The sequence below is a fragment of the Actinoplanes regularis genome, from assembly GCF_900188005.1.
GTDB lineage: Bacteria > Actinomycetota > Actinomycetes > Mycobacteriales > Micromonosporaceae > Actinoplanes > Actinoplanes regularis.
This window is the reverse complement of record NZ_FZNR01000025.1, coordinates 70,818-92,559: the sequence shown is the minus strand read 5'-3', so window position 1 is coordinate 92,559 and position 21,742 is coordinate 70,818. Positions and strand designations below refer to the sequence as shown.

Genomic DNA, 21,742 nt, shown 5'->3' with positions numbered 1-21,742 from the left:
CTGAGATTACTCCCCGAGACCGCACACCTCGAACGCGCCCGTGCTGGTGTTCTGCTCCAACTGGGCCTCGGTGTGGTCGACGGCGCCGCCCGGCCGGGTCAGGTCGACCGGGATCTCGTTGCTCTCCAGATCAAAATCACCGATGACGTACGAGTCGAAGCGCTCCTCCCGCGACATCCGTTCCCGGTACTCGCTGAGGCTCTCCCGGTCCTGGGCGTTGTCGCAGAGCTGCTTGTACGCCTTGTCGTAGTCCCCGGCCTGCACCGCGTCCAGGTATTCGCTCACCACGACGTGCGCCTGCTCGTCGAGCGCGCCGGTCATCGCGACCGCGAGGCCGATCACCGCGGCCACGCCCCCGCCACAGACCAGCGCCAGGATGCCGCCGCCGATCCCGAACCCGAGCCCGATCCGGCGGCCACGGCCCTCGACCGGGGGCGCGGGGAACGGTGGGTGCACGCCCGGACCCGGCGGCGGAGGCGGCACGAAAGTCGCCGGAGGGGCGTACTGCATGGGCGGTTGACCGTAGGTCATGGCCTCAGCCTAATGTTCAGCGCCACGGCTCGGCCGCCCGGTCGCTGGCGGTGATCTTGACCGGCTCCCCCGGGCCCGCCTCGGCCAAGGTCTCGAAGGCGGACGGCTCGTCCAGCGACCTGGCGAGCAGCGGGGTGGCGTGCACCTTGACGTCGAAGGCGCCCAGCGCTCGGCGGTAGGCTCCGACGGATTCCCACTCGGTCACCAGGGTCCAGCCGGCCGGGTCCTCGAGGGCCCGGGTCAGCCGGCCGGTCAGGTAACCGGGGCATCGCGCGAGCGCGGCGAGCGCGGCGTGCGCCTGCTCCCGGAAACCGTCCTGCGTGTCGGGCGGGACCAGAAAACGGTTGAGCACCAGCATGTGACGAGGGTACGCACGCCGACAGGAGCCGCTGTGACGACGTCCGACCATTTTCTGCGCCGCCTGGCCGGGGTTCGCCCGGCCACCGCCTTCTTGCTGGCCCTGGTTCTGCTGCTGGCCGGGCTCTTCCTGCCGGGGGTGGTGGGTGGTCTGCTGCTGGCCCTGCTCGCGGCCGGGCTCGCCACGCTGACGTTCACCACCTGGCCGGTGCAGTCGCCGATCACCCGGCTGGTCCGGGTGGTGCTGCTCACCCTTCTGGTGGTCGCCGCGGTCAGCAAGACGCTTTGATACTCATGCGCTTTTGACAATCATTGTCATTATCGCCCACAGTTGATGGCATGATGCGCCGCCCGTTGGTTCCGTTGCTCGTGCTGGCCGTTCTGGCCGCACTGGCCGGCTGCGGCGGGCGGGCGAACCCGGACGGCCGTCTCCCGGTCGTCGCGGCGTTCTACCCCCTGCAGTTCGTCAGCGAACGGATCGGCGGCGACCTGGTCCGGGTCGTCAACCTCACCAAGCCCGGCGCCGAGCCGCACGACGTGGAGCTGAGCCCCCGCCAGGTGGCCCGGATCTCGGACGCGAAGGTCGCCGTCCACCTCCGGGGTTTCCAGCCGGCGGTGGACGACGCGATCGAGCAGAACGCGAGGAGGCAGGGGTTCGACGTCTCCAGCGCGGTGACGATGCTGCCCTCGTCGGAGCACGGCACCGACCCGCACGTCTGGCTGGATCCCACCCGGCTGGCCGCGATCGGTGACCGCCTCGCCGAACGCCTCGCCGCGGCCGACCCGGCCCACGCCGCCGTCTACACCAGCCGTGCCGCCACCCTGCACCAGCAGCTCACCCAGCTGGACGGCGAGTTCAGCGCGAAGCTGGCCACCTGTTCCCGGCGGGAGCTGGTCACCAGCCACACCGCGTTCCACTACCTCACCGACCGCTACCACCTGACCCAGATCGGGATCACCGGCATCGACCCGGAGGCGGAGCCGGCGCCGCGCCGGATCGCCGAGGTGGCCGCCGACGCCCGGCGGCTCGGCACCACCACGATCTTCTTCGAGACCCTGGTCAGCCCGAAGGTCGCCGACACGATCGCGCGCGAGGTCGGCGCGACCACCGCGGTGCTCGACCCGTTGGAAGGCCTGACCGACCCGGACGCGGACTACTTCTCGGTCATGCGGGCGAATCTGGCCGCGCTCACCACAGCCCTGGGGTGCACATGAGCAAGCTTGCGCGCGAATCAGCTGGCTCGGTTGTCAGCTCAGGCCGACGCCGGAGCGAAGCGGAGGTGACGGCATGAGCAAGCTTGCGCGCGAATCAGCTGGCTCGGTTGTCAGTCGGAGCGAAGCGGAGGTGACGGCATGAGCAGCGTTATCGAGGTTCGGCACATGGCCGCCGGCTATGACGGCCGGGAGATCCTCCGGGACGTCAGCCTCCGGGTCGCCCCCGGTGACGTGGTGGCGGTGCTCGGCGCCAACGGCTCCGGAAAATCCACCCTCATCCGTACGATCCTCGGCCTGGTCCCGGTCCACCGCGGCGAGATCGAGCTGTTCGGCACCCCCCAGCAGCGCTTCCGGCAGTGGGAGCGGATCGGGTACGTGCCGCAGCGGCTCGGCGCCGGCAGCGGCGTCCCCGCGACGGTCGGCGAGGTGGTCGCGTCCGGCCGCCTGGCCCGCCGCGGCCTGTTCAGGCTGCCCGGAGCCGCCGACCGCACCGCTGTCCGCGAAGCGCTCGACGCGGTCGGCCTGCTGGACCGGATCGGCGATCCGGTCGGCACCCTCTCCGGCGGCCAGCAGCAGCGCACCCTGATCGCCCGGGCGCTGGCCGGCAAGCCGGACCTGCTGGTCCTCGACGAGCCGACCGCCGGAGTGGACGCGGCCAGCCAGGAGGCGTTCGCCGGGGCACTGACCCGGTTCGCCGGAAACGGCGGGACGATCCTGCTGATCCTGCACGAACTGGGCCCGCTGCGGCCGCTGATCGGGCGGGCCGTGGTCGTGCACGACGGGCGGATCGCGCACGAGGGTGTGCCGCCGGAGCCGGCCGGGCACCACGCCGAACCGGGCCACGACCACGTGCACCCGCACGCCGACACGGAGCAGGCCGGGATCTGCGAGTGGGCGCCGACCGAGGGGATGAAGGCGTACTGACATGGACCTCCTGACGTACCCCTTCATGTTGCGGGCCCTGGCCGGCGCCCTGATCATCGGCTTGGCCGCCCCGGCGCTCGGTATCTACCTGGTGCAGCGGCGGCTCTCCCTGATCGGGGACGGGATCGGGCACGTGGCGCTCACCGGTGTCGGCGTGGGCCTGCTCACCCACCGGTCACCGGTGCTCACCGCGGTGGTGGTCTCGGTGATCGGCGCGGTCGCTGTCGAACTGGTCCGCGAGCGCGGCCGCACCAGCGGCGACCTGGCCCTGGCCCTGCTCTTCTACGGCGGCATCGCGGGCGGCGTGGTCCTGGTCGGGCTCTCCGACGACGCCGGCAACGCCAGCCTGATGCAGTACCTCTTCGGCTCGCTGATAACCACGTCGCCGCAGGACATCGCGGTGATCGCCGGGCTGGGCTCGGCCGTGCTGGCCGCGATGCTGGTGTTCCGGCCGGCCCTGTTCGCGCTCTGCAACGACGAGGAGTACGCCCGGGTCAGCGGCCTGCCGGTACGCACCCTCAACCTCCTGCTCGCGGTGACCACCGCGGTGACCGTGACCATCGCCATGCGCACCGTGGGCCTGCTGCTGGTCTCCGCGCTGATGGTGGTCCCGGTCGCGGCCGCCCAGCAGCTGACCCGCGGGTTCCGGTCGACCATGGCGGTGGCCATGCTGATCGGGGTCTGCGCGGCCGGAGCCGGGGTGGTGCTCTCCGGCGAGATCGACACCGCGCCCGGCGCCACCACGGTGCTGCTGGCCCTGGCCGCGTTCCTGCTCACCACCGCGGCGAGCGCGCTGCGGCACCGCCGGCGCAGGGCCACGCCGGCGACTCACGTCGAGCCTCCGGACGTCGTGCTGAATGCCTGAGCCGGAACGCGCGGTACGGTGGTCCGCAGCATGACGGACACCGGTTACGAAGCGTACGAAGCCGCGGGCGCGCTGCTGCGGGCGCTGTCCGCCCCGATCCGGATCGCCATAGTCGCGGAGCTCGGAGCGGGCGAACGTTGTGTGCACGATCTGGTCTCACAACTCGGTGCCCCGCAGCCGCTGGTCTCCCAGCATCTGCGGGTGTTACGCGGAGCCGGCGTGGTGCGAGGTGTGCGGCGCGGCCGGGAGATCGCATACTCCCTGGTGGACGAACACATCGCGCACATCGTCGCCGATGCCGTGAGCCATACGAGGGAGAACCGATTGTGAACCCGGAGAGCACCGCCCAGCGCAACACCAAGCAGCGGAGCGCGGTGAGCGCCGTGCTCGCCGAGACCGAGGGTTTCCACAGCGCGCAGGACCTGCACGCGATACTGCGTGACCGGGGCGAGCGGGTCGGGCTGACCACGGTGTACCGGACCCTGCAGGGGCTGGCCGACGCCGGCGAGGTGGACGTGATGCGCCCACCGGGCGGCGAGCACCTCTACCGGCGGTGCAGCCAGGGACATCACCACCATCTGGTGTGCCGCTCCTGCGGGCGGACGGTCGAGGTGCTCGGCCCGGCGGTCGAGTCGTGGGCCGACAAGGTGGCCGGTGAGCACGGCTTCGTGGACGTCGCGCACACCCTGGAGATCTTCGGTACCTGTCCGGAGTGTGGCGCGAAGGCCGGGTAATTCCACCGCCGGGCGGGATGCGACGCCGACGCCCGGATGCGAGGCTTTCGCTTGTGAAGTTCTATGCCGACCGGGTTCCGACCGCCGCCCGCCAACTGATCACCGACCTTCTGATCGTCTTCTGGATCTACCTGTGGGTCCGGGTCGCGATCTGGGTCCACGACACGGTGGAGTTGCTGGCCGTCCCGGGCGTGAAGCTGGAGAGCGCGGGCAACGGCATCGCCGACAACCTGGCCGAGGCCGGCGGCAAGGTGGGCCGCGTGCCGCTGGTCGGCGACGAGCTCACCAAGCCGTTCACCGGGGCCGCCGACGCCGCCCGGTCGATCGCCGACGCCGGCCACCAGCAGCAGGAACTGGTCGACAAGCTGGCGCTGATCCTGCCGTCGATGGCGGTCGCGGTGCCGCTGGCGCTGGTGCTCTTCCTCTGGCTGCCGCTGCGGCTGCGCTGGATCCGCCGCGCCTCGGCGGCGATCTCGGTCCGCGACGAGCCGGCCGGCCGGGATCTGCTGGCGCTCCGGGCGCTGGCCTCCCGCCCGCTGAGCGAGCTGACGAAACTGGGCCCGGACATCGCGCAGAGCTGGCGGGCCGGTGACGCCGCGGCGGTCGACGCGCTCGCCGAGCTGGAGCTCAAGCGTCTCGGTCTGCACCGATCGAAACGCTGACCGGCGAGTCGTCCAGGACGAAACCGTCCTTGTCCTCGTCCTCACCCCAGTTGCGGTGGGTGATCGGCAGGATCACCCAGAACGTGGCGAACCAGCCGGCGGCCACCGCGGTGAGCACCACCGCCCAGCGCGCGTGCAGCACATAGTCGGTGACCAGCAGGACGCTGCTGACCATCGACACCAGCATGCAGGCCAGCCCGCTGGTCGCCATCCGGTGCGCGTAGCGGACCAGCTCGGGTTTGCGGCCCTGGCGGAACAGCGCCCGGTGGAACGCCACCGGCGAGATGATCAGCGCGGTCGCGAAGGCCGCGCTGATCAGGGCCACCATGTACACGTCCTTCTGGAAGAAGGTGGCTTTCGGGAAGCCGCTGGAGAACGGCAGGGTCAGCAGGAAGGCGAAGAGAATCTGCATGCCGGTCTGCGCGACGCGCAGCTCCTGCAGCAGGTCCGCGAAGTTACGGTCCCAACGCTGCTTCTCGGTTTCCTTCGACGAGGGGGCCATGCTCAGCCAGCGTTCCCAGCCACGGTCATGGTCAAACGCCGATACGTGCCAGGACCGCGTCGGCCAGCTCCCGGGGCGCCTCCTCGGCCACCCAGTGGCCGACGCCGCGCATCGCGACCAACTGGTAATCCCCGCGCACCCAGTCGGCGGTCCGCAGCGCGGCGGTCAGCCCGACCACCCCGTCCCGGTCGCTCCACACGTACGTCGTCGGCACGGTGATCTCGCCGAGGTCGGCGAGATCCTCCGAGCGGAACGCGCGGTACCAGTTCAGCGCGGTGGTCAGCCGGCCCGGCTCGCGCATCGCCTTGACGTAGAGGTCGGCCCGCGGCCCGATCCGGCCGAGCATCCTGCGCATCCCCAGCGCGCCCCCGCCGAGCAGCAGTCGCTCCGCCGCCGGGCTGCGGAACACCGGGAAGTAGGCGAGGCGGGCCCGCTGTGACGGCCGGACCCGCAGCGCGAGCCGCATCGCCCGCGGGTGCGGCACCGAGACCGCGGTCAGGGTGCGGACGCGCTCCGGGTGCCGACCGGCGACCGCCCAGGCGACCTGGGCGCCCCAGTCGTGCCCGACCAGGTGCGCCGATTCCAGGCCGAGGGCGTCGAGCACGGCGGGCACGTCGGCGACGGCCTCACCGATCCGGTACGACCGGACCCCGGACGGACGGGCGCCGGGCGAGTAACCCCGCTGGTCCATCGCGTACGTCCGCAGTCCCGCCGCGTGCAGTCGCGGCAGCAGGAGATCGAACTCCCGGCGGTCCTGCGGGAAGCCGTGCAGCAGGAGCACCGGCTGCCCGTCCGCCGGTCCCCCCTCGGCCACCTCGAACGTCAACCCCCGGGCCTCGACCTGCATCCGAACCCTCCTGCCTGTGCCATACCCGCCTACCAGGTGTTAGCGTCATCGAAGCACATGCAATCCGACAGGGGAGCGCACAGCGCTGAGAGTGCGGTTCGTCCGCAGACCCTCGTACCTGATCTGGGTAATGCCAGCGCAGGAAGTTCGGTCTTCTCCAGCCGCGTCATGTTCACCGATGGCGTGCGTCTCCTCCCGGTACCCGCTGGGAGGCATGGATATGAAGAGCAGATGGCGCACGATGGACATCGTGATCGCCGCCGTCATCGCCGTGGCGTTCGGCGTCGTCTTCTGGGCCTGGGACACCGTCTGGGTCGCCACCGAGAACCTTTTCCTGTTCTATCCGCCCGCACAGACCGTCCTCTACGGGATGTGGTTCCTGCCCGCCGTGCTGAGTGGGCTGATCATCCGTAAGCCGGGCGCCGCGTTCTTCACCGAGACCGTCGCCGCGATCATCTCCGCACTGCTGGGCAACAAGTGGGGTGCCATGGTGATCTTCCAGGGCGCGGCGCAGGGGCTCGGCGCGGAGCTGGCGTTCGCGCTGTTCCGGTACCGGGTCTTCACCCTCCCGGTGGGGCTGCTGTCCGGGGCCCTCGCCGGTGTGGTGGCCGCGGTCTTCGACTGGTTCGTCTGGACCTACGCCTACGAGCTCTGGAGCTACCGGGTCCCCTACGCCCTGATCACCGTCGTCAGCGCCACGGTGCTCGCCGGCGCCGGCGGGTGGCTGCTGGTCCGCGCGCTGGTCCCGACCGGGGTGCTCGACCGGTTCGAGGCCGGCCGGCAGCGGGCGCTGATCTAGCCGATGCCCGAGGTCTCCGGCTGATGTCCGAGGTTGCGCTGCGCGGGTTCGGATGGCGGCACGCGGGCCGTCGCGCCTGGGCGGTCCGCGGCCTGGACCTGACGGTCCGGCACGGCGAACGGGTGCTCCTGCTCGGTGCTTCCGGCGCGGGCAAGAGCACCCTGCTCGCCGCGCTGGCCGGGCTGCTGCCGGAGGACTCGGGCGAGTCCGAGGGCACCATCGAGATCGACGGGCTGGAGCCGCGCAAGGCCCGGGACCGGGTCGGCATCCTCTTCCAGGATCCGCAGACCCAGCTGGTGATGGCCCGCTCCGGCGACGACGTGGCGTTCGGGCTGGAGAACCGGGGCGTACCCGCGGAAGAGATCTGGCCCCGGGTCGACGAGGCGCTGGAGCGGGTCGGTTTTCCGTACCCGGTCGATCGCCCGACCGGCACCCTCTCCGGCGGCGAGGCGCAGCGCCTCGCCCTCGCCGGGGTGATCGCCGCGCGTCCCGGCCTGCTGCTGCTCGACGAGCCGACCGCCAACCTGGACCCGCGCGGCGCCGCGCTGATCCGGGCCGCCATCGCCCGCGCGGCCGCCCCGGAGACCACGGTGATCATCGTCGAGCACCGCGTCGCCGAGGCGTTGCCGCTGGTGGACCGGGTGGTGGTGATCGAGCCGGGTGGCGGGGTGCGCGCCGACGGCACGCCCGAGGCGATCTTCGCCGCCTGCGGCGAAGATCTCGCCGAGGAGGGCGTCTGGGTGCCGGGCCGCCACCTACCGTCGCGCGTCGCACAGATCGAGACAACCACCGATTTGGTACGTACGGAGCAGGTCGCCGTCCCGGGCCGGCTGCCCGCCGTGTCACTGCGGGCGCGGGCCGGTGAGGTGCTCGCCGTGACCGGGCCCAACGGTGCCGGCAAGTCCACTCTCGCATTGCTGCTCGGCGGCCTGCTCGCCCCGGGCTCCGGGCGGATCACCGCGTTCGGTGAGCGACGACCGCCGCACAAATGGCGGGCCGGCACGCTGACCCGGCGGATCGGCTCGGTCTTCCAGAACCCGGAGCACCAGTTCGTCACCGGCCGGGTCGCCGACGAGCTTGCCCTCGGCCCACGCCGGCTGGGCAGGTCCCCCGAACAGGTCCGGCAGGTCGTGGACGAGCTGTTGCAGCGGCTGCGCCTGGGCGGGCTGGCGGCGGCCAATCCGTACACCCTGTCCGGCGGGGAGGCCCGGCGGCTGAGCGTGGCCACGGCGCTGGCGACCGCGCCGCGCCTGCTGGTGCTCGACGAGCCGACGTTCGGCCAGGACCGGCGGACCTGGCTGGAACTGGTCGCGCTGCTGGCGGAGCTGCGCGACGAGGGGCACGGCGTGGTCGCGGTCACCCACGACGAGGATTTCGTACGTACGCTGGCCAATCGGGTTTTGAACCTCGGGGAGCCGGCGCCGTGAGCCTCGTCCTGGACCCCGTGCCGGCCTCCGGCGCGCCGTTGGCGCGGCGCAATCCCGTCGCCAAGCTCGGCGCCGCGCTCCTGTTCACGTTGCCGCTGATGGCGACGCTGGATCCGATCACCCCGGCGATCGCACTGGCGGTCGAGCTGGCCGCGCTGCCGTTCTTCGGGGTCCGCCCGGCCCTGATCGCCCGGCGCGCCTGGCCGCTGCTGCTCGCGGCCGCCGGAGTCTTGGTCAGCATGCTGCTGTTCGCCGCCGACCGCGGCGGTGAATCGCTGCTCTCGATCGGCCCGCTGGACGTCACCACCGGCGTGCTGTCCAGCGCGACCGGGCTGATCCTGCGCATCTTCGCGGTCGCGCTCCCCGGCATCGTCGTCTTCGCCACCACCGACCCGACCGACCTGGCCGACGCGCTGGTGCAGAACGCTCACGCGCCGGAGCGGTTCGCGATCGGCGCGCTGGCCGCGTTCCGGCTGCTGCCCCTGCTCGGCCAGGAGTGGCGAACGCTCACCCTGGCCCGGCGCGCCCGCGGGATCGACACCGGCTGGAACCCGGCCGCCTTCGCCTCGACCGCGTTCGCGCTGCTGGTCGGCGCGTTGCGGCGCGGGGTCCGGCTGGCGGTGGCGATGGACGCGCGGGGCTTCGACTCCGGGGTGGCCCGGACCCATGCCCGGCTGCAGCGGTTCACCCGTGCGGACACCGCGCTGGTCGTCGTCGCCGGCCTCCTACCGGCCTCGATACTGGCCGTCACGATCACCCTGGGCCTGTTCCGGCCGGTCATCGGTTGACGCGTGTTCGTTCCCCGGCCATCACCTCGACAGTGGACGTTGACCTGCCCCCGCCAGGGTGACCCTCGATACCCGAGCGATCTCTCGTAGGAGCGCACCACATGGGTCACGGCCACGACCACGATCACTCTGTCGACGCAGCCGCCGGGAATGACGTTCCCGAGGCGCTGGACCTGTCCATTCCCGACTCCGAGCTCTCCCCGTCCGACAACTCCCGCCGCAAGTTCCTGCGTGGGGCCGGCCTGCTCGGCGCGGGCGCGGCGGCCGCGTCGGTCTTCGCCCGGCCGGGCGCCGCGGCGGCCGCGGGCCTGCCGCACACCCACGACAGCGCCGGCGGCGGGTTCGACCAGGGCGGCTTCAGCTGGCTGGCGGGCGATCACCACATTCACACCCAGTACAGCTCGGACGCCCAGTACCGGGTGCTCGACCAGGCCGCGCACGGCCGGGCGTACGGCCTCGACTGGCTGGTCATCACCGACCACGGCAGCGCCACCCACGCCAAGATCGGCGTGGACAAGGTGAATCCTGACATCGTCAAGACCCGCTCCGAACTGCGCGATCTGCTGACCTTCCAGGGCCTGGAGTGGAACATCCCGGGCGCCGAACACGCCACGGTCTTCGTCCACCCCGGCAAGAACGAGGTCGACGTCCTCAAACGGTTCGAGAACGCGTACGACGGGTCGCTGCTACCGGCCACCAACACCGTCGCCCAGAACGAGGCGCTGGCCATCGAGGGCATCAGGTTCCTCGGCGAACAGGTCCGGCAGCGCAAGGTCGAGGGTGCGCTGTTCCTGGCCAACCACCCGGCCCGGCGCGGCATCGACTCCCCGCACGAGATCCGTAACTGGCGGGACGCCGACCCGACGGTGGCGATCGGCTTCGAGGGCGCGCCCGGCCACCAGGCCGCCGGCATCCCGGCCCCGAACGGCCGGGGCGGCGCCCGCGGCTACTACGACAACAACCCGTCGGCCGCGTCGTTCGCCGGCTACCCGCTGGAGAGCTACCGCACCTGGGGCGGCTTCGACTGGATGACCGCGACCGTCGGCGGCCTCTGGGACAGCCTGCTCGCCGAAGGCAAAGCCTGGTGGATCACCGTCAACTCGGACTCGCACGTGGTCTACCTGGACCAGTCCGACCGGGGGCCGAACAGCAACTTCGACGCCAACGGCCGGTACAACGACCCGGTCTACACCGGCAAGACGCTGACCACGGCCGGTGACTTCTGGCCCGGCTACTACGGCCGGACCAACGTCGGCTCGAGGTCGTTCTCCTACCGGTCGGTGATGGACGGCCTGCGCGCCGGCCGGGTCTGGGTCGACCACGGCCGCCTGATCAAGAGCCTGGACGCCCGGGTCCGCCAGACCGGCGACCGGCGCCCGCACACCGGCACCCCGCTCGGCGGCGTGCTGCGGGTCAAGCGGGGCACGTCGACCGAACTGACCCTCGACCTCGAGCTGCAGGACACCCCGAACTGGGCGACCTTCATCCCGAAGTTGAAGCGGGTCGACGTGATCGTCGGCACCGTCACCGGCCCGGTCACCGACCGGGACGGGTACACCACCCCGAACACCCGGGTGGTCAAGTCCTACGAGATCGACAAGAGCGACGGGCGGGTCTCGCTCAACTTCGACCTGGGCCGCCTGGACAAGCCGTTCTACGTGCGGGTCCGCGGCACCGACGGCAACCGGACCCAGCCGGGCCTGATGGGTGCCGCGATCGACCCGTACGGCCCGAAGCTGGACGTGGTCGGCGACGCCGACCCCTGGGCCGACCTGTGGTTCTACACCAACCCCATCTGGGTCCTCCCCCGATGACGACGGTCACCCCCGCTCGCGGCGTCGCCACCGTCGGGGTCACCCCGGCCGGTGGCGTCGCCCGCATCGTCGGAGTCAGCCTCGGGCACCGCACCCTGGCCGAGGCCGACCACTGGATCCGGTCGCTGGACCCGGCCCCGGTGCTCGCCTGCACCCACCTGGTCCCGGCCCCGTTCCCGCACGTCGCGATCAGCCTGCTCACCTCGGAGCCGATCGAGACCGATCCGGCGCTGCGGGAGGCGGCCGACGCCGCGGCCACCGGCCCGGCCGGCCGGGTCGTGCTCTTCCCCGGCAGCGCACGACTGACCGGATCACTCACGGTGAGCGAGATCCTGCAGCGCAGCTCGATCGCCCGGGTCGAGATCCTGGGCGGCGGCCCGGCCGACCCGGCGGCGGTGGTCGAGACCGGCGACTTCGTCCGCCCGCAGTTCCGCTCCGGCGAGTTGATCCTGGTCACGACCCCGGCCGCTGGTGGCTGCCTGATCCCGTTCGAACACCGCGACCCGACCCCCTGCTGCGCAGGCCATTGAGAAGCGGGCTGAACAGCGCTCGGTCAACTGAGCGCCGCTTCAGGTTCGCCTGGCGGGATCGCGGCACCGTTGTGCAGGTCACTACGGGGACGGTTTCTAGGGTTAGGACATGACTCGTCCCGGACTGCCGCGGTTGTTGGCCGAAACGCGCAGCGGTGTGCTGCTGTTCAGCATCACGCCGCCGAAGCGCAGCACCGCCGAGGAGCGGATCAAGGAGATCGCCGAGGTCACCCTGCACCGGCTCAGCGGGCTCGACCTGGACGGCCTCATCCTCTACGACATCGACGACGAGTCCGACCGGAACCCGGTGGAGCGGCCGTTCCCGTTCCTGGCCACCCTCGATCCCGCGCGGTACTACGAGACGCACCTGAGCGCCTGGCCCCAGCCGGTGATCATCTACCGCTGTGTCGGCAAGTACGCCGAGGACGAGCTGAGCGACTGGATGCGGGACGCGGACCCCGAGCGGGTGCTGGGAGTCTTCGTCGGCCCGTCGTCCGGCGGCAAGTCGGTCCGCACCGGCCTGCGGCGGGCTCAGGAACTGCGCGCCGCGGTTCGGCCGGAGCTTCCGCTGGGCGCGGTCGTGATCGGTGAGCGGCGCGACGAGCACCTGCGGATGCTTGCGAAGCAGGATCGCGGTGCGAGCTTCTTCATCTCACAGGTGGTCTACCACGTCAACGAGACGAAGAACCTGATCTCCGACTACTACTACGAGTGCCGGGCACGCGAGGTGCAGCCCCGGACAATAATCTTCACGCTGTCGCTGTGCGGGTCCCTCAAGACGCTGGAGTTTCTCCGCTGGCTCGGCGTCGACGTGCCCCGCTGGCTGGAGAACGCGCTGCGGCACTCCGCCGACCCGCTCACCGAGTCGTACAAGCACTGCCTCGACATCGCCCGTGACCTGCGGGATTACTGCGAGCACCTGGGTGTGCCGTACGGCTTCAATGTGGAGAACGTCTCGATTCGCAAGACCGAGATCGAAGCCACCACCCGACTCGCCGCCGATGTGGCGACCCTGCTCGGCAGGTAAGGTCACTGTCTGTGATCGATTTCAACAACGGCTCTGTCTTCAAACTCAACCCGTGCGACCCGAACGAGGTGATCGCGCAGGTCGCGCCGTTCCTCATCCAGGGCGAGCAGGTGATCTTCGCCTTCCGCTCGGTCCGTGACTTCGTCGTCTTCACCACCAAGCGCCTGATCGCCGTCAACGTGCAGGGCATCACCGGCTCGAAGACCGACTTCACGTCACTGCCGTACAGCAAGATCCAGGCTTTCTCGGTGGAGACCGCCGGCAGCTTCGACCGGGACACCGAGCTGGACCTCTGGTACAGCGGCCTCGGCCGGGTCCGCCTGGAGTTCAAGCGCAACGTCGACATCCGCCAGCTCAGCCAGATGATCGCCACCTACGTCCTCTGAGCTCGAGACCACGCAATCAAGTCAGAGACTTCGACTGACCGCAACATCCATCTGAAAGTCCTATCTCAACAAATCGCCATGGCGGGGCTCAGCCCGCGACCTGCCTCGGCACCGAGCCACACCACTCCACAGCGCGCCTGGCAAAGCTCGTCAATTGAGCGAGCCAGGATCCGCGATCCACCGAACCGGCTGCCCGGTCACCTTTGCGACCTGCACGAAGTCGTTGTCGTAATGCAAGAGGGTGAGCCCGTTCAACTCGGCAGCGGCGGCGGTCAGCAGGTCAACCGGTCCCGCTGACCGGTGTGTACCGCTTCCCGCCAAGGCGGTCTGCACCTGCGCGGCACGCTCGTAGGCTCGATCCGGCATGACCACCCAGCTGAAGGATTCCCGGATCAAAGCTCGTTGCCTGTCCAGATCCGCCTTGGAACGCGCCGTATACAACAGCTCCAGTTCGGTGATGGCGCATGTCGCCACATAGCCGTCCTCGATCTTGCTGGACCACTCGCCGCGAGCCTCAGCGCTACGCAGAAAGCGAACGAGCGCACTGGTATCAGCCAAATACTCGGTCACGGCCGATTCCGTTTGTCGAGCAACTCGTCGAACTGACCGGTATCAGCAATCTTCACGAGTTCGCCGAGCGCCCGAGCTCGCCGCGAACGCGCGGCGGCCTCTCTCAGCGCCGCGTTCACGGTTTCGGTCGTCGTTGTCGTGCCAAAGCGCTTTGCAGCTTCAGCCAACGCCTCTTCATCAACATCAACCAGGCTCTCGGCCATCAGATCTCCCACCAGGCATCTGTTCCTTCCGAGTCTATGCGGCCTTCAGCCACCTGCCTTGCTTAGCGACTAGACTAGTCGCATGCATTGATCAACTCAACGGGCTACGGACGACATCGGCGAATAAAGCCCTCTTCACCGATGCAGTTCGGCCAGGTCGCTGTCGGTCAGGTGGAGGGAGGCGGCGGCGATGTTCTGCTCCAGATGGCCGAGGTCGCCGGTGCCCGGGATGGCAAGGACGTGCGAGCCCTGATGCAGGGTCCAGGCGAGGCGTACCTGATGCTCGCTGACCCCGTGCCGGGCCGCGACGCGCCGCAGCGCGTCGCTCTGCTCCCGCGCCGCGCCGGCCTCCCGAGCCGGACCCGCGATCGCGAAGAACGGCACGAACGCGATTCCGCGCTCCCCGCAGATCCGCAGCAGGTCATCGTCCCGGCGGAGGTCGACCGAGTAGGCGTTCTGCACGCAGACCACCGGGGCGATCCGGGACGCCTCGTCCAGGTGCTCCCGAGAGATGTTGGAAAGACCGAGGTGGCGGATCAAGCCTTCGGCCCGCATCTCGGCAAGCGCCCCGAACCGCTCCGCGAAGGCGGCCGACGCAGAAACGGCAGTGGAAGCCGACGCAGAAACGGCAGCGGCAGCGGAAGCCGAAGGGGCAGCAGAATCAGAGGCGGAGGCAGGGGGCGCGGCCCTGCGGGTGATCCGCAGGTTGACCAGGTCCAGCGTCTCCACACCGAGCCGGCGCAGGTTCTCCTCGACCTGCCGCCGCAGCCGCGCCGGCGAGCCGGCCTCACCCCAGCGTCCATCCGGGAGGCGCTCCGGTCCGACTTTCGTCGCAATGAAAACCCGATCACGGTACGGCGTGAGCGCCGCCCGGATCAGCTCGGTGGCATGCCGCACCGGCCCCGGCCCAACGTCGATGATCCCGCCGGGTGAGCAGTAGAAAGCCGCCGTATCGAGGTGATCGACCCCCAGCTCGACGGCGCGACGAAGAACCCGGACGGCCACCCGGGTGTCCGGGTTCGCGGTGAGCCGCATCGATCCGAACCCCATCCGGTTGACGACCCGATCCCCGAGCCGCCACGTGCCGGCCGCCGACGCATCCAAAAGTCCCGTATCCACGCGGCAACCGTAGGGAAGTCTCGGGGACATCGCCCTCGATCGTCCACCCGATACCGGTTTGCCCTCGTCGCTGCTAATTTGTAGTTATCAACGAGCGAGATTCGGCGCCTGGAAAAATGGCAGCCATGCTGGTTGCTTTCTCTGTCACGCCGATCGGGGTCGGAGACTCCGTCGGGGACGCCGTCGCCGAAGCCGTTCGCGTCGTCCGGGCCTCCGGACTGCCCAACCGTACCGATTCCATGTTCACCACCATCGAGGGTGAGTGGGACGAGGTGATGGCCGTGGTCAAGCAGGCGGTGGACGCCGTCGCGGCGGTCGCGCCACGGGTCAGCCTCTCACTGAAGGCGGATGTGCGGCCCGGGGTGACCGACGCGCTGACCGCGAAGGTCGAATACATCGAACGGGTGCTGAGCCAGCCATGAGACGGCTGGTGATGTGGGACATCGACTACACGCTGCTGCGTGGCGGCGGGGTCGCGGCCCGAGCCTGGAAGGCCGCGTTCACCGAGGTGACCGGCGTCGCCTGGCGGGAGACCCCGATCTTCGGCGGGCGTACCGACCTGGACATCTGCGACGGGGTCTTCGCCGCGCACGGGGTGACCGACTGCACCCCGGAGCGGTTCTTCGCCCGGTACGTGGAGATCGTCGAGACCGTCCGGCACGAGTTCGCCGAGCAGGGCGCGCTGATGCCGGGCGTCCGGGAGGTGCTCCAGCATCTCGGTGACCGCCCGGACGTGGTGCAGACACTGGTCACCGGCAACGTCCCGGCGGTGGCCGCGGCGAAGGTGGCGGCGTTCGGCCTGACCGGCTCGTTCGACGCCGAGGTGGGTGGGTACGGCACCGACGACAGTGTCCGGGCCACCCTGGTCCGCCGCAGCATGGAACGGGCCCGGGCCAAGTACGGTGAGCCGTTCCGGCCGGTGGTGATCGGTGACACTGTGCACGACGTGACGGCGGCGCTGGCCAACGACGCGGCCGCGATCGCGGTGGCGACGGGCGCCACTCCCGCCGCCGAGCTGGCCGCCGCCGGCGCCCACGTGGTCCTGCCGGATCTGACCGATCTGGAGGCGGCCGTCAGAGCCTTGACCGATTAGGGCCGCAGCTCCGGCGGGAACCCGGTCCACTGCAACATCGGCGGCAGGTGGCTGACGTCGTTGAACATGATCAGCCGCGGTTTCTGCCCGGGGAAGTACCGGATCAGGGTCAAGCCGGTGTTGCACGAGTTGAGGCCCCGCCACCGGTCCTCCGGCGCTTCGAGGGCGTCCCGCACGAACCACGCCACCTGAAACGCGTGCGTGATCACCAGCTCGTGATGGTCGTCCGACGCCGGGGCCGGGCCGGTGAACCGGGCGATCATGGCGGCGGAGTTGGCCGGGGTCGGCAGGTTGTCGTCCAGTTCGTCGGCGGGCGCCACGGGCACCCCCGGCAGCTGGGCGGCGACGTGCGCGGCGGTCAGCGCCGCACGCGGCAGCGGGCCGTGACTGATCGCCGCGAGCGGCACCTCGGCCAGCCGCTCCCCGAGGAGCGTCGCCTGCTGTTCGCCGCCCCCGGTCAGGCCCGACTCGTCCTCGTTGGCAAAGGCGTGCCGGGCGATCCAGAGGTGGCGGACAGCGCTCACGCCGGGCTGACCGGGTTCGGCAGCGCTCCGCCGAACCGCCGGTCCCGCTGGGCGTACAGCTGGCACGCGTACCACAGGTGGCGACGGTCGAAGTCGGGCCAGAGAGTGTCCAGGTAGATCATCTCGGCATACGCCGACTGCCAGAGCAGGAAGTTCGACGTACGCTGCTCGCCGGACGGCCGCAGGAAGAGATCCACATCCGGCACCTCCGGGTGGTAGAGGTACTTCTGAATGGTCTTCTCGTTGACCTTGTCGGCCTTGAGCTTGCCGGCCGCGACGTCCCGGGCGATCGCCGCGGCGGCGTCGGCGATCTCCGCCTGGCCCCCGTAGTTCACGCAGAACTGCAGGGTGAGCGTGCTGTTGTTGCGGCTCATCTCCTCGGCGGTCTGCAGCTCGGAGATCACGCTCTTCCACAGCCGGCCGGGGCGGCCGGACCAGACGACCCGGACGCCGAGGTCGACCAACTGGTCACGGCGGCGGCGCAGGACGTCCCGGTTGAAGCCCATCAGGAAGCGCACCTCCTCGGGCGAACGCTTCCAGTTCTCGGTGGAGAACGCGTAGGCCGAGAGGTACGGAATGCCGAGCTCGATGGCGCCCTCGATGGCGTCGAAGAGCGAGTGCTCACCCTGCTCGTGCCCCTTGGTCCGGGACAGCCCACGCTCCTTGGCCCAGCGGCCGTTGCCGTCCATCACGATCGCCACGTGCCGTGGGAGCGCGGCGGGCGGCAACTCGGGGGGCCGGACACCGGAGATGTGAGGGGTGGGCGGACGCGGGCTCACGGTTTCAACTCCCGTCGATCGACAAGCGGCAATGAGCGTAGCGAGCGCTCCATGTGCCATTGCAGGTGGGCGGCGACCAGGCCGCTGCACTCCCGGCGTTCCGAGGGCGCGGAGCCGTCGGCGACCGTCCAGTCGCCGCTGGTCAGAGCGCTCATCAGGCCGAGGGTGCCCGGGTTGGGGTGGGCGGCGCCGGGCGGTCGGCAGTCCGGGCAGACCGCGCCGCCGGCCGGGACGGCGAACGCCGCGTGCGGCCCGGGCTCGCCGCAGACGGCACACTCGGTGAGCGCGGGCGCCCAGCCGGCGAAGGCCATCGCGCGCAGCAGGTAGGCGTCGAGCACCAGGCTGCCGGCGTGCTCACCGGCGGCGAGCGCCTTGAGCGCGCCCAGGGTGAGCTGGAACAGCCGTAGCGCGGGCTCACGCTCGACCGGGGTGAGCCGCTCGGCAGTCTCGCAGATCGCGCTGGCCGCGGTGTATCGCGGATAGTCGGTGAGGAAGCTCTTGCCGAACAGGGACAGCGCCTCGACCTGACTGACCGAGTGCAGTGAGCTGCCGACGCCCTCGGGCGAGCCGGCCAACTGCAGATCGATGTGCCCGAACGGCTCCAGGCGGGCACCGAAGCGCGAGGTGGTGCGGCGCACGCCGCGGGCGACCGCGCGCAGCCGGCCGTGCCGGCGGGTGAGCAGGGTGACGATCCGGTCGCTCTCGCCCAGTTTCTGCACACGCAACACCACCGCGTCGTCGCGGTAGAGGTGGCGGCGGTATCCAGCGGGCACCCCGCCATTCTGCCCGGTGCCTACGACAAACCCTGACCCGGATCTCAGGGTCGTCTCGGGGACGGAACTGATGGTGCTCGGTTTACAGCGGAAATAGCGTCTATCCCATGAGCCGTAGAGTTGCCCTCGTTCTCGCCGCCGCCTCGGTCGCCGCCATGGCCGGCTGCGAAGGTGCCGTGGGCGCCAAGATGACCTTCGACGACACCGAGAAGACGAAGGTCACCGAGATCGTGCTGGACGGCGGCGGCAGTGGTGACGTGACGGTGACCACCGGGGACATCACCGAGACCCACATCAAGCGGATCGTCCGCGGCGGCAACGGCTCCGGCCCGACGTACCGGCTTGCCGGCACCACCCTGACCCTGCCGAGCGAGTGCGGCTTCAACTGCCACATCTCGTACGAGGTCGAGGCCCCCACCGGGGTGAAGGTCCGGGGCGCCATGCACTCCGGCAGCGTCACCCTGAGCAACGTCGGGGCCGTCGACCTGACCCTCACCTCCGGCGACATTCTGATCGACAGCGCCTCGGCACCGGTGAAGATCAAGGCGACCTCGGGTGAGGTGACCGTCAACCGGGCGCCCGGCGCGACACTGGAGGCCACCTCCGGCAGCGTGACCGCCCGGCAGATCTCCGGCCCGGTCGATGCCCGGGTCACCTCCGGCGAGCTCGATCTGGAGCTCAGCACGCCGGCCTCGGTGACCGCGGAGGTGTCGAGCGGCGACCTGAACCTGACGGTTCCCGAGGGCAGTTACCGGATCAACCAGCACACCTCCAACGGCGACGCCGAGATCGACGGTGTCACCAACGACCCCAAGTCGCCGAACGTGCTCGATCTACGTGCGCGCAGCGGCAACCTGACGGTCAGCAGCCGGTAGGTCCAGCGGAGCCGGCACCGGGGTGACCGGCACGCGGCGGCCCGGCACGAGCGTCGGCCGCCGCCCCGCCGCCACGTCCTCCACCCAGCCGAACAGCGCCAGCGCCACCCCGAGCAGCCCGACCACGACCACGAACCGCCAGCCGAGACCCACGGGACCGACGATCGGCAGCTGGTGCCGCTCGCCGAACTGGGTGACCGCGACCATGATCGGGATGTGCCACAGGTAGATGCTCAACGCCCGGGAGTTCAGCATGGTCAGCACCCGGTGCTCCCGGACCGCCGGTGAACAGCTGAGCGCGACCAGGACGAACGCGCCGGACCAGAGCGCGTTGCCGATCGGGATGTCGTTCAGGTCGTAACCCCGCGGCCCGGGGTGGGTGGCGATCCAGGCGATCCCCGGCACGGCCAGCGCGGCGGCGATCCCGAGCAGCAACCGGCGTGGCATCCGCCGCAGGTGACCGTCGTGGTGGGCGAAGCCGAGCAGCCAGGCACCGCCGTAGAGGGCCAGGTCGTGCACGACGTTTCACGGTCTTGGTACCGGTCAGCTCCAGAACCAGCAGAGCGACGTACGGAATCAGGACGACCGCCAGCGGGCAGCGCCGGAAGACCGGCAGCACCAGCGGCGAGAGCAGGACGAACCAGAGGAGGTCACGCAGGTACCAGGCGTGGCTCAGGGACGCCATCCACCAGCCGGTGGCCATCGGGTCGACCAGGGGAAACCCCCAGAGCAGCAGATGTACGTCGAACGGGGTGCCGGCGATCAGCATCGCCGGCACCGCGATCAGCAGGGCGAGCACCCAGAGCGAGGGCAGCAACCGGCGCAGGCGTCGCTCGACCGCCCACACCCCGAACCGGTCCAGCGACGCCGCCATCAGCGACCCGGCCAGCGCGAACATCACCGACATCGCCGGGAAGACGATGGTCAGCGCGGTCCAGCCGGTGAGGTGATAGACGACCACCCGGACGGTGGCAAGCGCGCGGAGCAGGTCCAGGTACCGGTTGCGCATGGCCAACGGTGTTACCCGTTTCTGCACCAAAAGCGCAAATCGCGGTGAACTATCCCATAATCAGCGAAAATCCACCGATCGGGTTAGAAACCGAGCTTACGCAGCTGCCTCGGATCCCTCTGCCACTCCTTGGCGACCCGGACATGAAGATCCAGGTAAACCTTCCTACCCAGAAGTTGCTCGATCTCCACCCGCGCCCGCGAACCGACCTCCTTGAGCCGTGCCCCGCGGGTCCCGATCACGATCGACTTCTGACTGTCCCGCTCCACGTAGAGATCCGCGAAGATCCGGGTCAGGTTGCCCTCGACCAGCATCTCCTCGACCAGCACCGCGATCGAGTGGGGCAGCTCGTCGCGCACCCCCTCCAGCGCCGACTCACGGATCAGCTCCGCGATCAGCACCTGCTCCGGCTCGTCGGTCAGCACGTCGTCCGGGTACAGCTGCGGCGACTCCGGCATGTACCGCACCATCACGTCGGTCAGGGCCTCCACCTGATGCCCGGAGACCGCGCTGACCGGCACGATCTCCGCGAAGTCGTAGAGCTCGGAGACCGCCAGCAGCCGCTGCGCCAAAGTCTGCTGATCGACCAGGTCCACCTTGGTCACCACCGCGATGACCTTGGCCTTGAGCGCACCGATCTCCGACGAGATGAACCGGTCACCGCGCCCCACCGGCTCGTCCGCCGGGAAGCACACCCCGATCACGTCGACCTCGCTCCACACCTCGCGGACCAGGTCGTTCAGCCGCTCACCGAGCAGCGTCCGGGGCCGGTGCAGACCCGGCGTGTCGACCAGTACGAGCTGCGCGTCCGGGCGGTGCAGGATGCCACGGATCACGTGCCGGGTGGTCTGAGGCTTGCTCGAGGTGATCGCGATCTTCTGACCGACGATCGCGTTGGTCAGGGTCGATTTACCGGCGTTCGGCCGGCCGACGAAGCACGCGAAACCGGCACGGTAGATGCCGTCGTCCCGGCGCTCCAGGGTCACGGCCTTGTGCTTGCGCACCCGGGCCTTCCTCTCCGGACGGCCCTGCGGCACGCCTGCGGAGACGTTCGACTTTTCGGTACGACCCCCCGGAAGCTCGACCGCCGCGTCCCGCCTCGATGCATCGGGGCGGCCGGCCGGCTCGGTGCGCTTGCCCGGGTTACCACGGCTGGCGACGGGACGGTCGCCCTGCGTACCGAGGGAGCCGCCCGTGCGGGCACCGCGCGACCCGGAGGCGGCGCCGCCGACCGTGCCCCGCTCCCCGGACGCACCGCCACGCGCCCCGGCAGGCTTGCGTCCCCGCGGCTCCGCGCCGTGCTGCTCGACGCGGCGAACCGCCCGGCGCTCCTGACGCTTCAGCTCGTTGCGCTCCCCTGCGGTGAGACGGCGCTCGACAGGCCGTTCC

The 21,742-nt window shown here is 70.3% G+C and carries 28 protein-coding genes, 1 pseudogene and 1 riboswitch; of the genes and pseudogenes, 17 read left to right on the top strand and 12 right to left on the bottom strand.

From position 1 onward, the window contains the following. Nucleotides 1–6 precede the first annotated feature (6 nt). On the bottom strand, nt 7–531 hold the full coding sequence (locus CHC09_RS38560; protein WP_239138805.1) for a hypothetical protein: 525 nt from the start codon (nt 529–531) through the stop codon (nt 7–9). Between the two features lie 16 nt (nt 532–547). Next, nucleotides 548–889 carry an antibiotic biosynthesis monooxygenase family protein gene (locus CHC09_RS38555; protein WP_089298220.1) on the bottom strand — a complete coding sequence of 114 codons (342 nt, stop codon included), beginning with the start codon at nt 887–889 and terminating at the stop codon, nt 548–550. A 33-nt stretch (nt 890–922) separates the two neighbouring features. On the opposite strand from CHC09_RS38555, the gene CHC09_RS38550 reads away from it, so the two are divergent. From CHC09_RS38550 to CHC09_RS38520, 7 genes are all read left to right on the top strand, one after another. Beyond that, a complete protein-coding gene (locus tag CHC09_RS38550; protein WP_089298219.1) occupies nt 923–1,177 on the top strand; it encodes a DUF6703 family protein in 255 nt (84 codons plus the stop codon). 50 nt (nt 1,178–1,227) lie between these two features. Continuing rightward, nucleotides 1,228–2,103 carry a metal ABC transporter substrate-binding protein gene (locus CHC09_RS38545; protein ID WP_089298218.1) on the top strand — a complete coding sequence of 292 codons (876 nt, stop codon included), beginning with the start codon at nt 1,228–1,230 and terminating at the stop codon, nt 2,101–2,103. A gap of 138 nt (nt 2,104–2,241) precedes the next feature. After that, entirely contained in the window at nt 2,242–3,027 is a 786-nt protein-coding gene (locus tag CHC09_RS38540) for a metal ABC transporter ATP-binding protein (protein ID WP_089298217.1), read from the top strand. Between the two features lies 1 nt (nt 3,028). Then, nucleotides 3,029–3,892 carry a metal ABC transporter permease gene (locus CHC09_RS38535; protein ID WP_089298216.1) on the top strand — a complete coding sequence of 288 codons (864 nt, stop codon included), beginning with the start codon at nt 3,029–3,031 and terminating at the stop codon, nt 3,890–3,892. Nucleotides 3,893–3,922: 30 nt separating this feature from the next. Beyond that, nucleotides 3,923–4,222, top strand: coding sequence for an ArsR/SmtB family transcription factor (locus CHC09_RS38530; RefSeq protein ID WP_089298255.1), 300 nt, complete (start codon nt 3,923–3,925; stop codon nt 4,220–4,222). After that, the gene (locus CHC09_RS38525) at nt 4,219–4,626 is read left to right on the top strand and encodes a Fur family transcriptional regulator (protein ID WP_089298215.1); all 408 of its coding nucleotides are present in this window, start codon (nt 4,219–4,221) and stop codon (nt 4,624–4,626) included. Before CHC09_RS38530 ends, CHC09_RS38525 begins: the two co-directional genes overlap by 4 nt. A 53-nt stretch (nt 4,627–4,679) precedes the next feature. Further along, nucleotides 4,680–5,288 (top strand): hypothetical protein, encoded by a 609-nt coding sequence (locus CHC09_RS38520; RefSeq protein ID WP_089298214.1) that lies wholly within the window; start codon nt 4,680–4,682, stop codon nt 5,286–5,288. Here the strand turns inward: CHC09_RS38520 and CHC09_RS38515 are convergent. After that, complete coding sequence (locus tag CHC09_RS38515) at nt 5,254–5,790, bottom strand: DUF6328 family protein (protein ID WP_089298213.1); 537 nt, start codon at nt 5,788–5,790, stop codon at nt 5,254–5,256. The two genes, CHC09_RS38520 and CHC09_RS38515, sit on opposite strands and share 35 nt — an antisense overlap. 31 nt (nt 5,791–5,821) lie before the next feature. Continuing rightward, on the bottom strand, nt 5,822–6,637 hold the full coding sequence (locus CHC09_RS38510; protein WP_089298212.1) for an alpha/beta fold hydrolase: 816 nt from the start codon (nt 6,635–6,637) through the stop codon (nt 5,822–5,824). Between the two features lie 59 nt (nt 6,638–6,696). After that, nucleotides 6,697–6,800, top strand: a riboswitch (TPP riboswitch). A gap of 51 nt (nt 6,801–6,851) precedes the next feature. Here CHC09_RS38510 and CHC09_RS38505 point away from each other — a divergent pair. The 7 genes from CHC09_RS38505 to CHC09_RS38475 all read left to right on the top strand — a co-directional run bounded on the left by CHC09_RS38505 (nt 6,852) and on the right by CHC09_RS38475 (nt 13,408). Next, the gene (locus tag CHC09_RS38505) at nt 6,852–7,436 is read left to right on the top strand and encodes an ECF transporter S component (protein ID WP_089298211.1); all 585 of its coding nucleotides are present in this window, start codon (nt 6,852–6,854) and stop codon (nt 7,434–7,436) included. A gap of 23 nt (nt 7,437–7,459) precedes the next feature. Further along, a complete protein-coding gene (locus CHC09_RS38500; RefSeq protein WP_089298210.1) occupies nt 7,460–8,863 on the top strand; it encodes an ABC transporter ATP-binding protein in 1,404 nt (467 codons plus the stop codon). Beyond that, nucleotides 8,860–9,651 carry an energy-coupling factor transporter transmembrane component T family protein gene (locus CHC09_RS38495; protein WP_089298209.1) on the top strand — a complete coding sequence of 264 codons (792 nt, stop codon included), beginning with the start codon at nt 8,860–8,862 and terminating at the stop codon, nt 9,649–9,651. The genes CHC09_RS38500 and CHC09_RS38495 overlap by 4 nt, the downstream gene beginning before the upstream one ends. Before the next feature lie 101 nt (nt 9,652–9,752). Next, complete coding sequence (locus CHC09_RS38490; protein WP_089298208.1) at nt 9,753–11,465, top strand: CehA/McbA family metallohydrolase domain-containing protein; 1,713 nt, start codon at nt 9,753–9,755, stop codon at nt 11,463–11,465. Further along, the gene (locus tag CHC09_RS38485; protein WP_089298207.1) at nt 11,462–11,995 is read left to right on the top strand and encodes a hypothetical protein; all 534 of its coding nucleotides are present in this window, start codon (nt 11,462–11,464) and stop codon (nt 11,993–11,995) included. The genes CHC09_RS38490 and CHC09_RS38485 overlap by 4 nt, the downstream gene beginning before the upstream one ends. A 109-nt stretch (nt 11,996–12,104) precedes the next feature. Next, nucleotides 12,105–13,022 carry a methylenetetrahydrofolate reductase gene (locus tag CHC09_RS38480; RefSeq protein WP_089298206.1) on the top strand — a complete coding sequence of 306 codons (918 nt, stop codon included), beginning with the start codon at nt 12,105–12,107 and terminating at the stop codon, nt 13,020–13,022. 11 nt (nt 13,023–13,033) lie between these two features. After that, the gene (locus CHC09_RS38475) at nt 13,034–13,408 is read left to right on the top strand and encodes a PH domain-containing protein (RefSeq protein ID WP_089298205.1); all 375 of its coding nucleotides are present in this window, start codon (nt 13,034–13,036) and stop codon (nt 13,406–13,408) included. A 150-nt stretch (nt 13,409–13,558) separates the two neighbouring features. Here CHC09_RS38475 and CHC09_RS38470 read toward each other — a convergent pair whose 3' ends face one another. The 3 genes from CHC09_RS38470 to CHC09_RS38460 form a co-directional block, all read right to left on the bottom strand. Beyond that, nucleotides 13,559–13,978 carry a PIN domain nuclease gene (locus CHC09_RS38470; RefSeq protein ID WP_089298204.1) on the bottom strand — a complete coding sequence of 140 codons (420 nt, stop codon included), beginning with the start codon at nt 13,976–13,978 and terminating at the stop codon, nt 13,559–13,561. After that, the gene (locus tag CHC09_RS38465) at nt 13,975–14,181 is read right to left on the bottom strand and encodes a type II toxin-antitoxin system VapB family antitoxin (RefSeq protein ID WP_089298254.1); all 207 of its coding nucleotides are present in this window, start codon (nt 14,179–14,181) and stop codon (nt 13,975–13,977) included. The genes CHC09_RS38470 and CHC09_RS38465 overlap by 4 nt, the downstream gene beginning before the upstream one ends. 135 nt (nt 14,182–14,316) lie before the next feature. Then, complete coding sequence (locus CHC09_RS38460; RefSeq protein ID WP_239138807.1) at nt 14,317–15,300, bottom strand: aldo/keto reductase; 984 nt, start codon at nt 15,298–15,300, stop codon at nt 14,317–14,319. 125 nt (nt 15,301–15,425) lie between these two features. Here CHC09_RS38460 and CHC09_RS38455 point away from each other — a divergent pair, with 125 nt between their 5' ends. Next, nucleotides 15,426–15,722 (top strand): MTH1187 family thiamine-binding protein, encoded by a 297-nt coding sequence (locus CHC09_RS38455; RefSeq protein ID WP_089298202.1) that lies wholly within the window; start codon nt 15,426–15,428, stop codon nt 15,720–15,722. After that, entirely contained in the window at nt 15,719–16,393 is a 675-nt protein-coding gene (locus tag CHC09_RS38450; RefSeq protein ID WP_239138808.1) for an HAD family hydrolase, read from the top strand. Before CHC09_RS38455 ends, CHC09_RS38450 begins: the two co-directional genes overlap by 4 nt. On the opposite strand, the gene CHC09_RS38445 is transcribed toward CHC09_RS38450, so the two are convergent. From CHC09_RS38445 to recO, 3 genes are read right to left on the bottom strand one after another with little or no spacing between them, the layout of a single operon-like run. Beyond that, complete coding sequence (locus CHC09_RS38445; protein ID WP_089298200.1) at nt 16,390–16,917, bottom strand: histidine phosphatase family protein; 528 nt, start codon at nt 16,915–16,917, stop codon at nt 16,390–16,392. The genes CHC09_RS38450 and CHC09_RS38445 overlap by 4 nt on opposite strands. Next, nucleotides 16,914–17,696: an isoprenyl transferase gene (locus tag CHC09_RS38440; RefSeq protein ID WP_089298199.1), complete on the bottom strand. Its 783-nt coding sequence runs from the start codon at nt 17,694–17,696 to the stop codon at nt 16,914–16,916. Before CHC09_RS38440 ends, CHC09_RS38445 begins: the two co-directional genes overlap by 4 nt. Further along, entirely contained in the window at nt 17,693–18,469 is a 777-nt protein-coding gene (gene recO / locus CHC09_RS38435) for a DNA repair protein RecO (protein WP_089298198.1), read from the bottom strand. Before recO ends, CHC09_RS38440 begins: the two co-directional genes overlap by 4 nt. Nucleotides 18,470–18,576: 107 nt before the next feature. Here recO and CHC09_RS38430 point away from each other — a divergent pair, with 107 nt between their 5' ends. Further along, nucleotides 18,577–19,344 (top strand): DUF4097 family beta strand repeat-containing protein, encoded by a 768-nt coding sequence (locus CHC09_RS38430; RefSeq protein WP_089298197.1) that lies wholly within the window; start codon nt 18,577–18,579, stop codon nt 19,342–19,344. On the opposite strand, the pseudogene CHC09_RS48935 reads toward CHC09_RS38430, so the two are convergent. Together CHC09_RS48935 and era are read right to left on the bottom strand one after the other, a co-directional pair. Further along, nucleotides 19,303–20,353 (bottom strand): annotated as a pseudogene (locus CHC09_RS48935) (acyltransferase family protein). The gene CHC09_RS38430 and the pseudogene CHC09_RS48935 overlap by 42 nt on opposite strands. A gap of 83 nt (nt 20,354–20,436) precedes the next feature. Then, on the bottom strand, nt 20,437–21,333 hold the full coding sequence (gene era / locus CHC09_RS38420; protein WP_089298253.1) for a GTPase Era: 897 nt from the start codon (nt 21,331–21,333) through the stop codon (nt 20,437–20,439). Between the last annotated feature and the right edge of the window lie 409 nt (nt 21,334–21,742).

Excerpts from the sequence above, each read along its gene's own strand:
- CHC09_RS38560 (WP_239138805.1), bottom strand. The coding sequence starts at position 531 with ATGACCTACGGTCAACCGCCCATGCAGTACGCCCCTCCGGCGACTTTC.
- CHC09_RS38555 (WP_089298220.1), bottom strand. The coding sequence starts at position 889 with ATGCTGGTGCTCAACCGTTTTCTGGTCCCGCCCGACACGCAGGACGGT.
- CHC09_RS38545 (WP_089298218.1), top strand. The coding sequence starts at position 1,228 with ATGATGCGCCGCCCGTTGGTTCCGTTGCTCGTGCTGGCCGTTCTGGCC.
- CHC09_RS38540 (WP_089298217.1), top strand. The coding sequence starts at position 2,242 with ATGAGCAGCGTTATCGAGGTTCGGCACATGGCCGCCGGCTATGACGGC.
- CHC09_RS38535 (WP_089298216.1), top strand. The coding sequence starts at position 3,029 with ATGGACCTCCTGACGTACCCCTTCATGTTGCGGGCCCTGGCCGGCGCC.
- CHC09_RS38530 (WP_089298255.1), top strand. The coding sequence starts at position 3,923 with ATGACGGACACCGGTTACGAAGCGTACGAAGCCGCGGGCGCGCTGCTG.
- CHC09_RS38515 (WP_089298213.1), bottom strand. The coding sequence starts at position 5,790 with ATGGCCCCCTCGTCGAAGGAAACCGAGAAGCAGCGTTGGGACCGTAAC.
- CHC09_RS38510 (WP_089298212.1), bottom strand. The coding sequence starts at position 6,637 with ATGCAGGTCGAGGCCCGGGGGTTGACGTTCGAGGTGGCCGAGGGGGGA.
- CHC09_RS38505 (WP_089298211.1), top strand. The coding sequence starts at position 6,852 with ATGGATATGAAGAGCAGATGGCGCACGATGGACATCGTGATCGCCGCC.
- CHC09_RS38500 (WP_089298210.1), top strand. The coding sequence starts at position 7,460 with ATGTCCGAGGTTGCGCTGCGCGGGTTCGGATGGCGGCACGCGGGCCGT.
- CHC09_RS38490 (WP_089298208.1), top strand. The coding sequence starts at position 9,753 with ATGGGTCACGGCCACGACCACGATCACTCTGTCGACGCAGCCGCCGGG.
- CHC09_RS38485 (WP_089298207.1), top strand. The coding sequence starts at position 11,462 with ATGACGACGGTCACCCCCGCTCGCGGCGTCGCCACCGTCGGGGTCACC.
- CHC09_RS38480 (WP_089298206.1), top strand. The coding sequence starts at position 12,105 with ATGACTCGTCCCGGACTGCCGCGGTTGTTGGCCGAAACGCGCAGCGGT.
- CHC09_RS38465 (WP_089298254.1), bottom strand. The coding sequence starts at position 14,181 with ATGGCCGAGAGCCTGGTTGATGTTGATGAAGAGGCGTTGGCTGAAGCT.
- CHC09_RS38455 (WP_089298202.1), top strand. The coding sequence starts at position 15,426 with ATGCTGGTTGCTTTCTCTGTCACGCCGATCGGGGTCGGAGACTCCGTC.
- CHC09_RS38450 (WP_239138808.1), top strand. The coding sequence starts at position 15,719 with ATGAGACGGCTGGTGATGTGGGACATCGACTACACGCTGCTGCGTGGC.
- CHC09_RS38430 (WP_089298197.1), top strand. The coding sequence starts at position 18,577 with ATGAGCCGTAGAGTTGCCCTCGTTCTCGCCGCCGCCTCGGTCGCCGCC.